This window comes from Francisella-like endosymbiont (genome assembly GCF_003069505.1).
In the GTDB taxonomy this organism is placed as follows: domain Bacteria; phylum Pseudomonadota; class Gammaproteobacteria; order Francisellales; family Francisellaceae; genus Francisella.
Genome location: NZ_QAPC01000001.1, coordinates 250,522 through 264,951 on the forward strand (window position 1 = coordinate 250,522; position 14,430 = coordinate 264,951).

Below are 14,430 nucleotides of genomic sequence, written 5' to 3' on the forward strand. Positions count from 1 at the left end.
AGCAATAATTAATAAAACTAAAAACAAGTAATAAGCTATTTTGTAGCTCATAAAAGTACCAAAATTATAATGACTAAAGTCTCTTGGATATAAGCAATAAGCAGCTAAAGGATTGATAATACTATTTAAGATGTATTCGATTAGAAATAACAGTTAAAATATACTGACAAGATAACTTTCTTACGTTTATTTACAGTATAAAAAACTATACCTGTAAGGAGCCAAAACTATTATTCCGATTAAAACTACAATCATAGAAAACATCACTGGGATATCAATACCATATTTATCAACTATAATTCCAAAAGGTATTTTCATCACTAACATCGCAATACTGTATATAATAGATATGGCAAAAAAGCTATATCAATATATAGAATAGCCGTATTGATTTATTAAAGGAACAGAAAATGCTAAAAGTTATGTATTTATCATGCGAGTGTACATGTAAAATACCACTGCACTTAACCATATTAAGATTAGAAAGATTTTTTGACAACATGATAAGCCTATCTCTAGAGTGGTATTGGATATTTTCTTCTGACTTTTTCAATATCAGCTAAGACTTAATCAGATAAATTTAGATTAATAGCATCAATATTAGTTTTAACTGCTCCATAGTTGTCGCACCAATTATACTAGATAGAGCTCATATATGCTTTTCTGATTGTGAAAGCTATTGCAATTTGACAAACATCTAAATTATGTTTCTTAGCAACTTCTAAGTATTCTACTACAGCTTTGTCAACTGTGGCATTTTGTCTAGTAGCAAATCGAGCTTTTTGCTCAGGAGATCCCATCACTTCATCAGACATTCTGCTACCAGCTGGAATATTGCCATTTAAGTCTTTACCACTTAAGATCCCATTTATAAAGGCGATCATGCTAGATAAGAGATTTTTTCTAAAGCACATGTTTTCATTACATCAGATTCATCTCTTCTTCTGAGTAAATTATACTTATTTTGCAAGATCTAAAGAGATATTTGGAAATTCACTTGTATAGCAGATTAATATAGCTATCTTAGCACTTTTATAGTTTAATAATAAAATATTCTTATCAAATTTAGTATAACCAACATTCCTCTCTTCAGGAGTTCAATAAACTTTGTCATTTTCTATTACTTGGCCATTAGGTAACCTACTAAAACAGTATTAGAGATTTTATATTTTAAAACATTTGATAATCCTGGCTTGTTTATATATTTAAGTAATTTTTAGAAAATATACTATATAAATATAAAAAAATAATCTTGAAAATTATTCAGTTTGAGATTTAATGCTTAAATACTCTGATTTTGTTTGATACATTCTTGAACCATTTTTTATCAACTTAGGAAATGCTTGTACATCTTTATTTTCTACAGCTTTATTCATAGATGTGTGAGTATCTTTGATAGATTGCCACTAATATCAACCCATTGATTAGGATTATTTGTATTTTGAGTCAAAGTTCTTTTTATAAAGCCGTTTGATCTTTGCAGATCTTGTGTTACTTTATCTGATGCTTGCAATACTTCTTGAGTAGTAGTATTTTTAGTAGTTTCAAACGAGACTATTTCTAAAATAGGCTGAGAGTTATTTTCTCTTTTGCGCTTGAAGTATTTTAAAATACAAATAAAAACCCTATTGCCATACTAAAAATAATTATAATTTTTAAAAAGATATCTTGAAAAAACACAACTTTCCTTTAACATTAGTTAAATGATTTTTAACATTATATCTCTTTGTTGAATCTTATAACAGCTCTTTTTGAATAAAATTTTCGTATCAGGTACAATCAGTTATAAGTATATTAACTAGCAATTTTATAATTACAATGATGATAGATAAATTCTTATAATTCCTAAATACTCATGAATTATATTTTGGGTTACATAGAAACTTATAAGCATCTGGGAGTATTTTTATATTTGGGACAAACTTTGATGAAGCTATACTAATCGTATTTATAGCAAATTTATCAAAAATTATTTTTGCTTTTTTATAATGAATTCCACCAGTAACTAAACAGTAAGTATTTTTATCATTTGTTAAGATTTTCTTAATAAATAAAACATTCTGATAGGTATTTTTAGAATTTTTCTCGAGAATGATTTTTGATTTTGGTATACCTAACTTATATAACACCGTAGCATAAATTGAGCTTCTGATAGTTTTTCATCAAAGGAGCTCCTCCACTTATAATGATTTGTTGTGGATATTTGTTATACAATTCTGCAACTTTAAATATACGATCATAGGCACTTAAAGCTGGCCCTAATTCACCAAAAGCTTGATTTATACCAGCTCCTAAGAGAATAATCCCTTTGGTATTAGCGCAAGCTTTAATATCTGTAGATTCTGATTTAAGTGGTAGCGCTAAAATGGTTCCTAAGATTCCATTACCTATAAGATAATAGATAACCGTTAGAGCTACAATAAAATACCTCAAATAGCCTTTTGAAAATATACAAGCAATAATCAAGGCGATTAAAAATAAACATCCAATATCTAATAAACTACTCATCTTAACATCATTTCTATTTAGCAAAAACACCACCAACCATTTGTGTATATGTTTGAGAATCTTGATTATTCACTCCTCTAAATGAAACACAAGTATGTTTAGCTTCAATCTTCACACTAACATTGTCTGTCGCTAAAATAAACTTTAAAGTTTCAAATATTTGTGTGGTCATTCGCTCTTGAATCTGCGGGCGTCTGGCAAAGAAATCACAAATACTATTAATATGACACAGACCAATAATATTGTTATCTTTAGGAATAAAAGAAACCTCAGCAGTACCCTCAAACGGTACAAAATGATGCTCACAAAATGACATAATAGTTATATTTTTTTGAGTTAGAACTCCAGTATAGTTAAATTCATTTTCATATAAAGCACAGGCAGGGAAATTAGCATAATCAAGGCCATTAAATATTTCTTGAGAAAACATTCTTGCTACTCTAAAAGGAGTTTTCTCAAATTCATGTGTGTGTAAACCAAGAGCATCTAAGATTTGTCGATATGCTTTGGCTATTGTGGCTATTTTGCTATCATTATCAAGATTAAATTCTCTGGGTTGCTCTAGACCTAGTTTGATAAGGTGTTGCTGGACATTTTTACCTAATTTAGAGCAATATCTACCTTTCATTATCAAATTTATCGTGCTGTAACTAAATTATTAGACTGTATTATATTATTTAATAAATCATCTTTATAGAGTAAATGCCAGTTATTAGTGTTAATATAGCTAGGTTTATAATATATAGGAAACAAAATATTCATGCAATTTTTAGATTTAGGTTTAAATCCTTCAATATGCAGCACTTTAGTAAAAAAGGTTATACAACTCTCCAACAGCAATCCAAGTAAAAGCTATTCCTACTATTTTGCAGGGTAGTGATGTTATCAGCAACACAAACAGGAATAGGAAAAACCATAGCTTTCACGGTACCAATTATTCATAAACTTTTACCTAAAAAAAATCCAAATACTAATGTTCTCGGCAACATTTTCATCAGCGATAAAAAATTTAGTCAATGAGTTTCTTAATAACCCACAATTTATCTCGGTAGATGCTGTAAGTACAGCTGTTAAAAAAATAACCCAAAAAATCTATATCTAGATAAATCTAACAAAATAAATGCTTTGATTGCTCTAATTAGGCAACAAAACTTGCATCAAGTACTAGTTTTATCGTGCACTAAAAATGGGGAAAATAAAATTTCAGAAAAGTTAAATAATGCTAGTATTAGCAGTAGTGTTATTAATGGTAACAAAAGTCAAACCGCACGTATCCAAAGCCTTAGCAGATTTTAAAGCTAAACAAATAAATGTTTTAGTTGCTACAGATGTTGCTGCGCGCGGAATAGATATTGCTGAACTCTCATGTGTGATAAATCTTGACTTACCAAATGTCGCTGAAGATTATGTACATATAGAATAGGTAGGTCAGCTAGAGCAGGACAAGATGGTTTAGTAATTTTTCTAGTTAGTGCTTATGAAGTAGCATCATTATCAAATATTGATATCTAATAGGACATTTGTTAACTAGCGAAGAGTTTGAAGACTTTGAGGCTCAAAGAATAATAGTAATAAAAAGCCTTCTAATCCAATAAACGTTTTGCAAAAAAATTAGACAAAAAAATCATCAAAATAAAAGTGTTAGAAAACCAAAAGCTAAAGATTAACGATCTGTTGTAATCGGTATAATAGTTTCTTCATGCATACCATGAGTACCTTCTGATACAAAATGTACTTTGGTACTCTCCATAATAGTATTTAGCCAACCGCGAGAATCCACATAATACCAGCAATTACAGCAACAAAAATACCTATAGTTAAAAAGACATGACCATAAACAAACAGTTATTCCTTCAACCTTTGTAATACAGTTCCTTCTGCTGGCGATGTCAACGCACCAACATAACCACAAATTGGCCTCAGCAACCATCATAGTTAAAGCCAACATCCCCAAGGCAAAATCACTCATTTTACGCGGGAATAATTCTGCAACCAGATACAATCCCATCAGTAGTAGTAAATTGTGGGAAGTATAGTACTAAAATGCTAGTGCACATAAAGTCATGCCAAAATAAAATTTTGTCACATGTGTACCAGGTATTTTCTTATAAACAACTGATAATAACGGTGATATTAAAACAATCATTAAAGGATTCATAACCTGCTATTGTTCACCATGTACAGTCATTCCCAAGAAATGAGGGTTTACATTATATAACCGCGAAAAAGTTTAGTAATGTCGGCATTTGTTGATACAGCACAAAAAATATAATACCTTGAATAATCAAAATCAAAGCTACAATCATTCTCTTTCTTTCATGCTATGCTTGCTTGAACATTTGTATAAAGAAATATATCAATGCAAGTATTGCTATCACAACAACTATTCGAGTATATAGTTTAGTATCTTAATGATATTTCCAATTATGAAAATTTTGATAATAGCATCTAAAATTACAACAAAAACCTTGATCCAAGACATTTTTTGCTTACCAGCTTTAGTTGCGATCTTTTAAAATTTTGGATAAAAACTATATAGCTTATCAGACCAAGCAACATCCAAAATGCTGAGCATAAAAATAACCTATTTAGCAGCTATTATAGAAGTAATAAGCATTGAAACAAAAGAGCCAATATTAAAAGCTATATAGTATAAAGTCATTGCGCCATCAAGAGCAGGATAACATTTTTCAAATAACTTTGATATTAAAGAATGAGGGACTAGCTTTAAACAAGCCTCCACCAATCGCAACTCCAGCTAGTGAATACATAACTAAGTTTTTTCTGTACTACCTATGTATTGTGCAATGACTGTACCAAAACTAAGTGATAAATATGATAAAAATAAAATCCCCGCACCAATAAATATCGTACGCTTAGTACCAAGATAGTTATCGCCAATCTAACTACCAATTAGTGGACCACCATACAGTAATACCGAAAAGAACCAAATATTAACATTGCTTCAGCATCACTAAAACCTAATTTTCTAGCAAAATAAATAGCTAATGTAGCTTACAAGCCATAATAACCAAATCTTTCCCATAATTCTAATGTCAATAACACTCAAAAAGGGGTAATATTATTTTTATTTTATAAATTTTGATCTTTAATGACTATCTAAAAACTACAGCAGTCCCATAGCAGAAGACTTCGGTACTCCCAACTAGTGTTTTATCCACTAAGACTACTTGAGGGATAGCAAATCGCGACTATTGCATTAGCTACCTAACTCTTTAGCTTGATTTATCATCTCTTGTTCAGCATGTAATATAGCTTCTTTGCAAACATTTGTAAAGGAAGTATTTTTACTACCTAATTATATTTTTCAAGCCACCCAAAATACCTTGTGTGATAGTAGGTGTTCTTACAATTATTCCAGTAACTAAACCTTTATATTTTATAATTTCTCTTTTACCAAGAGTATCTGCTATGGTTAATATCATAAATTTTCCTAAAATTTTTATGGGTAAACTTAAAAGGTCATTCTGAACTTGTTTAAGGCCTCAATAAATTTATATCTAAAGTGATATGCTAAAATAAATTCAGCACGACAATTATAATTATGGTAGGTGAATTAGCTATTTTCTAAATCAAAGTTACAAGTTCTTCAGCACTAGTAGGGTGAATAGCTATAGTATCATCAAAGTCACGCTTAGTAGCACCCATATTGATAGCTACTGCAAAACCTTGTAGCATCTCATCAACATTTAGACCAATCATATGACAGCCAACAACTTTTTCATTTTCACCAGTTACAACTAGTTTCATTACAGTAGGCATTCTATGACCAGAAATAGCACAATACAAAGCTATAAAGCGAGATTTGTAAACTTTTATATTTTGATCACCATACTTTTCTCTAGCATCTTTTTCAGATAAGCCGACAGTACCAATAGCAGGGTGAGAAAATATAACAGTTGGGATATACTCAAGTTTTGGTTTTAGGTTTGTTTCACCATTAAAAAGTCTACGCGCAAGTCTACGCCCACAAGCAATAGCAACAGGTGTTAGCTGAGCGCCTCCAGAAGCATCACCTAGAGAATATACACCTTTGACATTTGTCTCTTGCCATTCATTAGCAGGTATTACCCCTTTATCTGTAATATTGATATCGGTATTCTCTATACCTAAGTTGTGGGTGTTTGGTGCACGACCTGTAGCCCAAATTAATGTATCAATATTCTCTATAACTTGGCTTGTATTTGTTGAAATTTTTAAAGTATTACCAGTTTTCTCAACTTTAGTAATATTTGTATGGTTGAGTAACTTTAGATTAGTCATAGCCATACATTCAACTAGAGTATCACTAATATCATTATCAAAATCCATTAATGGCTTATCTCTGCGCACCATGATAGTTGTATCTGTACCATGAGCGTTCAAGACACCAGCAATCTCAACACCTATATAGCCGCCACCAACAATTAGCGCTTTTCTAGGTATTTCATCAAGCTCAAAAAACTCATCAGACGTGATACCTAGTTCAGCACCTTCGATGTTTTTTGGAACAATAGGGTAAGCACCTGGCGATATGAAAATATTATCAGCTGTTAGTTCTATACCATCATCTAGTACGATAGTTTTATTATCTTTAAATTTACCCCAATTATTAAAGTGAGTGATATTCCATTTATCTAATAATCTGTCATAAAAACTATGGATATTACTAATATATTTAGCTCTTTTTTCTTTTAAAGTTGTCCAGCTAAAGCCCTTAACCTCAATATCAAAGCCATAGCCTGCGGCATCATGTTTTAGAACCTCTGCAAGATTTGCACCATACCACATAGCTTTTTTGGGTACACATCCTCTATTTACACAAGTACCACCAAGCTCACGCTTTTCGATAATCGCAACTTTTTTGTCAAATTTAGCAGCCTGTACAGCAGATGCTATACCTCCAGAACCGCCACCTAAACTTATTATATCAAAGTAATTATTATTCATTATATTTTCTTACTTTAAAATTATGCTTACAATTTTCCGTATTTAATTTGTAAATATTTAGAGTTTTAGTTACTTGTCCATTTTCATCTACTTCACCAAAGCCTATTGCTTTGATTTTAAAGCTAGTAGGTTTTAATTTTGTGATTTTGATAATCTCGTTAAAATCCTTATTAAAACTCTCTCTTACTTGATCAGTTTGTAAATTTACCGCGAGAATACTTAGATGAGGATTAAATTCAGCAAAGGTATTTGGCGAACCATATTTTTCAAAAGATTTTAATTTATCTGGATAAAATTTTACCCAACTCGGGACAGGGTAGTCTTTATTTCTATATTTAGCTAAATCTTTTACAACTGTATTTGATAATTGTTGAAGTGTTTGCGAGTTTTGAATATCTAACATTACAAAACCACTTTTTCTAGCACTAAAACCTGTTGTTTTTATATAGAAAGGTTTAGTATTTTTAGCAATTTGTGCTAATTCATTTTGTATATCTGTAATATATTTAGTCTCAAAACTTGTCAGGTAGAGTGTTAGATGCACAGGATGGTTTTTTATAAAAGGTGTAGTTTTATATTTCTCCAGTACATTAGTTTCTGCTAAGAAGTCATCGAATTCTTTTATATATTTATCGGCTGTGTTTGCTGGAATTAGATAGATATTATATCGCTTGAAATCAGTAGCAAAACTACCTAATGCCACAAAGAACAGTGAAAATGCTAGTAATAATTTATAAAAAAATTTTTTATAATTCATATTGTATTCCTTAGATAATTATAAGTTATTTTAAATGACTCTATTATATCAGTTTTAGAAGACGGTATCAATTGTAATAATATCCTGTTGTCAAAAGATAATAATCTCTATGGCATTCTGCCAAGAAGGGTATTTATTTGGATTAGTTTTATATCTTGTTTCTATTCAATTTTGATGAGCTTGTTTATCACTACAGATTATTTGAATATTTATAACTTTAGTATTTATATCTGTAAGCTAAGTCCATAAACTTCGAGATTCATCAATAGGATTACAATAATCTATGACTACATTATTACCAAGCTCAAGATTTTATTTTGCTTGATTAATAGACTATCTCATAATTTTGTTTAGTTAGCTCTTGAGAATAAGCTTTTTTGAGATAATATTCTACAGTGTCTATTCTATAGTAGATAGTATTAGGTATGGTTTTGGCTAATTGTTTAGCTAAAGTTGTTTTGCCTACTCCTAGTAGACCTGAAAATATGTAAGCATCTACCATGTTAATTATTTTTTATTACTTTCTCATTTATGTATTTTAATATATTACTTAATAAATCAACCTCTTCTTTTAAAGACTTATTTATCTCATTTAAGAATTTAATAAGTTGTTTATGAGTTGACCTATGCATTAATTCGATATTTTCCTTTTTAAAGAAAAAATCATTATTATCATTAATAGCTACATTTATAAGAACTTAATGTTATTACAAGTTTTAATAGACTTACTTAACAATTCTTTCTTATTTATATTAATCATTTAAATAGTTTTAATAAACCATCTATATTTCTTTTCATAATCATTGCTTTTTCTCTAATCTGAGTTAAAGCTATTTCATTATTAATTTTTGTATTTTTTTGTCTTTATATGTCAGGAATGTATAAGAAATCCAAACATCTAATCCGGCAGAAACTAGAAATGTCATAAAAGTTACTAATATTGAATCCAATTAAAGCTACTTGGTTGTACCATCTCTATAAACATCTAAACCTCATAATCATAACTAATAATCAAAGGAGCATGATCTGAAAACCAAATTTCTTTATAAATATAATCAGATTCAGGTATTACCTTGTCTTTTAAAGTAGGCGTTGAGATATGATAATCAATTCTCCAACCAACATTATTTGCACGAGATTGACCACGATTTGACCACCATGTATATTGTAGAGGTTCTTGATTAATAACTCTAAAAGTATCAACCCAACCTAAATCATCAAAGATATGATCTAACCAAGCTTGCTCTTCTGGTAGTACCCCTGATGTTTTACCATAGTTAGATTTCCAGTTTTTGATATCTATCTCTTTATGTACAATATTAAAATCACCACAAACTATGAAATTTCTACCAGATTCTATTTGTTCTTTGAGTATTTCTTTGTATTTTTCAAGAAACTGCATTTTATATTCTTGACGGACATCGCCACTTGAGCCACTTGGTAAATATAAGCTCGCGATACTAAAGTTTTCATAATCAAACTGAATATAACGCCCCTCATCATCAGCCCAATCTAGACCAAGTTCTTTGATAACTTTTAGAGGCTTTTTTTTGGCATAAATAGCAGTACCACTGTAGCCTTTTTTGACAGCATCTTTAAAATCATAATAGTAGCCAATAGGGAAGTGCTCTTTGTTTTTTTCTAATTGGTGAAATTGAGCTTTTGTCTCTTGAATACACAGAAAATCAATATCTTGAATTTTGAACCACTCCCAAAAACCTTTACGTGCAGCTGCACGAATACCATTAGCATTAAAAGTCATTACTTTTATCATTGAATTATTTTTGATTTTAAAATTATTAGAATCATTTTAGCATTTTAGCGCTAACTGTGTAATAACAATTACTTATCCGATTAATAATTTTTTTTGATAGTAAATATTTTTTAAACAATTATTATCTTGGTATAAATTATCACACCGCGAAAGATTTATTTCACTAATTTATGTCTAATTATATTTCAAAACAAAAAATTAAAGTAAGTCAATCATCAACATGAGATGATATTTATGTAGAGAAGATAACTATCAAAAGCTCTGATTCATCAGCACATGGCGTATATATGCAAGCAAGTATGCACACTTCAGAAAACTACAAGGTAATACTGTAATGATAGAGCTTTTAGAGTATTTCAAAAAGTTTCAGCCTAAAGGATATGTTTACCTGATTCCTAAATGTAACCCAATTGGTAAAGATGCGTTTATAGGTGCAGTGCATCAAGATAGATTTGACTCTTCAACAGGTGATAATTTTAATAGATATTATTTTTATCCTAAAATCGATTATACAACTTTTGTCAAAGAGTATATTAATTCAACTACAGCATAATATAAATAAGCTTTTGAAAATCTACTACAACAACACGCTAAATAAAGAACTAGCAAATGAGTGGGAACTACCTAAAGCAAAAGATTAAATTTGCTTATGCAAAAAGAAGCTCAAAAGGTGGATTATGTTCTAGATTTACACATAGATACAGATGCTATTACATATTTATATACAGCAGATTTTGCAAAAACACATGCTGAAAAGTTCGGTTATAAACATATGCTAATTATCAATAATGATAAAGCTGGTGGTGCTCTAGATGAAGCTATATTTTGCCCAAGAGTGAAAAAACAAGGTCGCTGAATAAGTCCTCAAAGAAGGTTATACACTTGAGTTAGGTTTAGAGAGGAGTATATTAATTTCATTGATGCTAAGATGCAAAGCCAAGGGATTTAAAATTATTTTAAGTATAAGAATATTATCGATTCACCATTTGACACTGATTTATTACATACAGATATAAGACATATTAAGCAGTAGAAGGTAGCCAAAGCTAGTGAGATAATAGGGACAATATATTCAAACTTCATCAATGCAGAAAAAAACATTATCAATGCCATTTTTGGTGGTGTTGTAATCAGTGTTCATAATACTGGTGCAATATGCTAAGGTAGCCAACGGTTATATAAGATTTAAACTCTAGGAACAAACAAATAAATGAAAAAAACTTATAATTAATGATAAGAAAGACTTTGGTCATTCAAAAGGTGCACTTAATCAATATTTAGCTCGATATATCACAGAGTCATCTGTTCAATAAAAGTTTTAGTATCAAAACGACAATTATCGACAACGGCTATAATATTGATGATGAGATCAAAATGGCTTTGGGTTGATGCAAGTGATATACCAAATGGCAGGCTGGTGGATGGGACCTACCTTGGATAGTTAAAGAGTATATTGACGAAGTTTTTACCTCAGGTCATGGAGTTTTATATGCTAATGATGGTAGATCTTAAAATGATTCTAATAAGAAGTATGGTTCAGATGGGGTTTATTAAAAGATAAAATACATGCTGTCATTAACTTGAAATGCTCCATTAGAAGTTTTTGTTGAAAAGACCAATTATTCGAGGGGGTTGGTGTTGATGGAGTATATTTGCATTTCATAAGGTTCATTAGTTTATCTGATGTCAACACTACCAACATTTATCTGTAATGATGTTATGACAAATCCTCTCATTGACGAGTTTAAATTATAAAAATCATTTAGATACAGTTTTTAACTAATGATTAATAGTTCTAAAAAAATCTTAACATCAAAATAAACCATTTTTTTAGAACTATTAAAACTATTTTTGCTATATGAATTTTAATAAAAATATTGGTTATTTATTCTTAAAACTAGAATCAAGTTTAGGTAATTAATAAGATAAACAGTAATAAATTTAAATATATAATATATATGATGGCACAATATTTGCAGATGGATATGGCAACATGTGGCATTTCCCAGATGATTATTGGTCTTCCCAAAAAGTTTTAGATATTGCGTTTATTAATGTTTCAATATTTCTTTAGTTCTTGCCTTTTTTCATCAGGTTCACTCAATAGTAGTTTTGTTAATTCCACAAATTTTGAGAGGAATTGGATTGTAAATATACTAATACAAAGTAGACTACTAAGAAATTATACTATTAATAGAACTTAATAGAAGAGCTATAAAGAATAAATTACTAAATCATATTTGGTGACTTTGAGGATATAAAATTAAAACTCGCAAAGTGGATATGAATTTATAACTAATATATTTCCTAATTCTTATAAAATTGGCTTTAGCTAGCTCATAAAAGTTGTAATACTAACAAATTATAAAATTTTCTTGGGTTGTTTAAATTTTAAATTTAAATAGATTTCAAAACGATTATTAATAGGATGAAATATAAGTTCAAGAAATTAAAGAAAAAAATATAAGTAAATTAATTTTATTTATAATACTAACAATAATAGGAATAATGTTTCTAAACTTGGTTCATGCAAAACTTGTTGTTTTTGGTGCTATGCTGATCACAAACAATCCAGTTATCAGTATAAAAATGATCTTGCAGATATGAATAAAAATATTATACTTATTTGTAACAATAAAGATGAAAATCCAGATTTTGTCTTAGATATAAAAGATAAATTTAAACCTGAAGCTGTAAAAAAATATAAAAGAATTCTATCAACAAGACATCGTCTTCCCAGATAAATTCAGTTATTACAAATATTGTATTTAAACAGTTGCCAGGCAGTGCATTTTCTCCCAATATGATCATTAATGTAGTTTCTTAAGTAACAATGGTGATATTCCAACTGTTTCCTCAAATGTTCCAATAGGATTTCTAGAATCAAATCGACAGCTTCCTCCTAATCTAAATAAGATAAATAGTTCTTGGGTTAGTTATTATGAAGAAACAAAAAACTAAAACTTTAAACATTATTTTAGAGAAAATAATCCAAATGTAAGAAGTAAGGTTAGCATAGTAACTCAAAATGATATAACAAGCATAGATTTACAAACTGTATCTGAGTATTTTTTTATGAGCTGTTATGTTTAAATCATCACTGTGAAATAAGTATTAATAATTATAATAATATATACATTTTTTAAAATTTTGGACAAAAAAAGAGGAACCCAGTAGCTCAAATAGATTTAGTAATATCGAAATTATTAAATGTTAATCTTAACCTTAATCACCATAAAATGAAATGGAAAAATTAGTAAAGTTAAGAGCTTAGGCGATTGATAATAGCCTGTATCAAAGAATAAGGCAACAAACAATATTTTATAGTAAAGAGAATTGTGACTCTTCTTTAACTTGTTGTTTATTTTGAGAATCACGTCTTACTTGGACAGCTTCAGCTAGCATTTCTAGCATATTAAGAGTTTCTTCAAAGTCAACGCATTTATCTGTAACACTTTGTCCATAAGTAAAAGGTTTGTTATTGATATCTTGATTGCCAGCAACAAGATTACTCTCAATCATTACCCCAAAAATATCATTACTCTGCTTTATCTGCTCACAAATATCTGCTAATACGGTAATTTGCTTAGTATGGTCTTTTTGACTATTACCATGATTACAGTCAATCATTACCTTAGTATTAATATGAGCTTTTTTAAGTTTAGCAATACAGTCATCAACATGCTCTTTACTAAAGTTAGGTCCAGAAGCACCACCACGAAGAATTACATGACCATTTTGGTTACCTTTAGTTGCAAATATCGCTGTTGAACCAGATTTTGTCGCACTTAAAAAATGATGCGGATAAATAGCAGATTTAACTGCATCTACAGCTGCTTGGATATCACCATTAGTAGCATTTTTGAAACCAATCGATGCAGAAAGACCAGAAGCTAATTCTCTATGTACTTGGCTTTCAACAGTTCTAGCACCAATTGCTCCCCAAGTGATTAGCTCAGCAAAGTATTGAGGGGTGATCACATCTAGAAACTCAGTTGCACACGGCAGTCTAATACTAGTCAAATCTGATAATAAATTACGCGCAAGACGCAAACCTTTGTTTATATTATATGAATTATCAAGGTCAGGATCATTAATAAATCCTTTCCAACCAATCGTTGTGCGTGGTTTTTCAAAATATACTCTCATTATAATAAGTATATCTTTGTTAAATTTCTTAGCTTGCTCTTTTAGCTTAGTAGCATACTCAATTGCAGCAACAGGGTCATGAATAGAACAAGGTCCTACAACAACAGCGACTCTATTATCATTTCCATGGATAATATCAGCTATTTCTTTCCGAGATTTTCTTACAGTTTCAAAGGAAGTCCTTAAAAGAGGTATATCTTGGATTAGAACTTCTGCAGGAATCAATACTTTTTCTTTTTTTATATTTATATTAGAAACTTTATTAAAGTTTTTATCACCTATCACTAATTTA

General features: G+C 29.7%; 9 protein-coding genes and 8 pseudogenes. 4 read left to right on the forward strand and 13 right to left on the reverse strand.

Annotated elements, in window-relative coordinates:
* Positions 1 to 566: 566 nt before the first annotated feature.
* The 6 genes and pseudogenes from C9379_RS01470 to folE all read right to left on the reverse strand — a co-directional run.
* A pseudogene (locus C9379_RS01470) lies at positions 567 to 970 on the reverse strand (aldo/keto reductase); the annotation flags it as partial.
* Positions 963 to 1,165: pseudogene (locus tag C9379_RS01475) on the reverse strand (nitrilase-related carbon-nitrogen hydrolase); the annotation flags it as partial. The pseudogenes C9379_RS01470 and C9379_RS01475, both read right to left, overlap by 8 nt.
* Before the next feature lie 94 nt (positions 1,166 to 1,259).
* Positions 1,260 to 1,680 (reverse strand): annotated as a pseudogene (locus tag C9379_RS01480) (EbhA protein).
* A gap of 173 nt (positions 1,681 to 1,853) precedes the next feature.
* Positions 1,854 to 2,129 carry an ElyC/SanA/YdcF family protein gene (locus C9379_RS08650; RefSeq protein ID WP_425536910.1) on the reverse strand — a complete coding sequence of 92 codons (276 nt, stop codon included), beginning with the start codon at positions 2,127 to 2,129 and terminating at the stop codon, positions 1,854 to 1,856.
* Positions 2,119 to 2,532: a hypothetical protein gene (locus tag C9379_RS08655; protein WP_425536911.1), complete on the reverse strand. Its 414-nt coding sequence runs from the start codon at positions 2,530 to 2,532 to the stop codon at positions 2,119 to 2,121. The genes C9379_RS08650 and C9379_RS08655 overlap by 11 nt, the downstream gene beginning before the upstream one ends.
* Positions 2,522 to 3,142, reverse strand: coding sequence for a GTP cyclohydrolase I FolE (gene folE, locus C9379_RS01490; RefSeq protein ID WP_143385027.1), 621 nt, complete (start codon positions 3,140 to 3,142; stop codon positions 2,522 to 2,524). Before folE ends, C9379_RS08655 begins: the two co-directional genes overlap by 11 nt.
* A gap of 126 nt (positions 3,143 to 3,268) precedes the next feature.
* Between folE and C9379_RS01495 the strand changes: the two are divergent.
* A pseudogene (locus tag C9379_RS01495) lies at positions 3,269 to 4,175 on the forward strand (helicase-related protein).
* Here the strand turns inward: C9379_RS01495 and C9379_RS01500 are convergent.
* The 6 genes and pseudogenes from C9379_RS01500 to C9379_RS01525 form a co-directional block, all read right to left on the reverse strand.
* Positions 4,172 to 5,574: pseudogene (locus tag C9379_RS01500) on the reverse strand (oligopeptide:H+ symporter). The pseudogenes C9379_RS01495 and C9379_RS01500 overlap by 4 nt on opposite strands.
* Positions 5,575 to 5,624: 50 nt before the next feature.
* A pseudogene (locus tag C9379_RS01505) lies at positions 5,625 to 5,954 on the reverse strand (YbjQ family protein).
* Between the two features lie 142 nt (positions 5,955 to 6,096).
* On the reverse strand, positions 6,097 to 7,458 hold the full coding sequence (gene gorA, locus C9379_RS01510) for a glutathione-disulfide reductase (protein ID WP_143385026.1): 1,362 nt from the start codon (positions 7,456 to 7,458) through the stop codon (positions 6,097 to 6,099).
* On the reverse strand, positions 7,451 to 8,215 hold the full coding sequence (locus tag C9379_RS01515) for a 2'-5' RNA ligase family protein (protein WP_143385025.1): 765 nt from the start codon (positions 8,213 to 8,215) through the stop codon (positions 7,451 to 7,453). Before C9379_RS01515 ends, gorA begins: the two co-directional genes overlap by 8 nt.
* Positions 8,212 to 8,717: pseudogene (locus tag C9379_RS01520) on the reverse strand (P-loop nucleotide/nucleoside kinase family protein). The gene C9379_RS01515 and the pseudogene C9379_RS01520 overlap by 4 nt, the downstream one beginning before the upstream one ends.
* A gap of 483 nt (positions 8,718 to 9,200) precedes the next feature.
* On the reverse strand, positions 9,201 to 9,989 hold the full coding sequence (locus C9379_RS01525; RefSeq protein WP_143385024.1) for an exodeoxyribonuclease III: 789 nt from the start codon (positions 9,987 to 9,989) through the stop codon (positions 9,201 to 9,203).
* A gap of 334 nt (positions 9,990 to 10,323) precedes the next feature.
* On the opposite strand from C9379_RS01525, the gene C9379_RS01530 reads away from it, so the two are divergent.
* The 3 genes and pseudogenes from C9379_RS01530 (at position 10,324) to C9379_RS01540 (ending at position 11,772) form a co-directional block, all read left to right on the forward strand.
* A complete protein-coding gene (locus tag C9379_RS01530; RefSeq protein WP_318263364.1) occupies positions 10,324 to 10,542 on the forward strand; it encodes a hypothetical protein in 219 nt (72 codons plus the stop codon).
* Positions 10,543 to 10,638: 96 nt separating this feature from the next.
* The gene (locus tag C9379_RS01535; RefSeq protein ID WP_143385023.1) at positions 10,639 to 10,845 is read left to right on the forward strand and encodes a M14 family metallopeptidase; all 207 of its coding nucleotides are present in this window, start codon (positions 10,639 to 10,641) and stop codon (positions 10,843 to 10,845) included.
* Between the two features lie 367 nt (positions 10,846 to 11,212).
* Positions 11,213 to 11,772: pseudogene (locus tag C9379_RS01540) on the forward strand (NAD(P)H-dependent oxidoreductase).
* 1,538 nt (positions 11,773 to 13,310) lie between these two features.
* Here C9379_RS01540 and C9379_RS01545 read toward each other — a convergent pair.
* Positions 13,311 to 14,423 (reverse strand): 3-deoxy-7-phosphoheptulonate synthase, encoded by a 1,113-nt coding sequence (locus C9379_RS01545; RefSeq protein ID WP_143385022.1) that lies wholly within the window; start codon positions 14,421 to 14,423, stop codon positions 13,311 to 13,313.
* Positions 14,424 to 14,430: the final 7 nt, after the last annotated feature.

What these genes read in the sequence shown, in the direction of transcription:
- gorA (WP_143385026.1), bottom strand. Translation starts at nt 7,458, where the DNA reads ATGAATAATAATTACTTTGATATAATAAGTTTAGGTGGCGGTTCTGGA.
- C9379_RS01515 (WP_143385025.1), bottom strand. Translation starts at nt 8,215, where the DNA reads ATGAATTATAAAAAATTTTTTTATAAATTATTACTAGCATTTTCACTG.
- C9379_RS01525 (WP_143385024.1), bottom strand. Translation starts at nt 9,989, where the DNA reads ATGATAAAAGTAATGACTTTTAATGCTAATGGTATTCGTGCAGCTGCA.
- C9379_RS01530 (WP_318263364.1), top strand. Translation starts at nt 10,324, where the DNA reads ATGATAGAGCTTTTAGAGTATTTCAAAAAGTTTCAGCCTAAAGGATAT.
- C9379_RS01535 (WP_143385023.1), top strand. Translation starts at nt 10,639, where the DNA reads ATGCAAAAAGAAGCTCAAAAGGTGGATTATGTTCTAGATTTACACATA.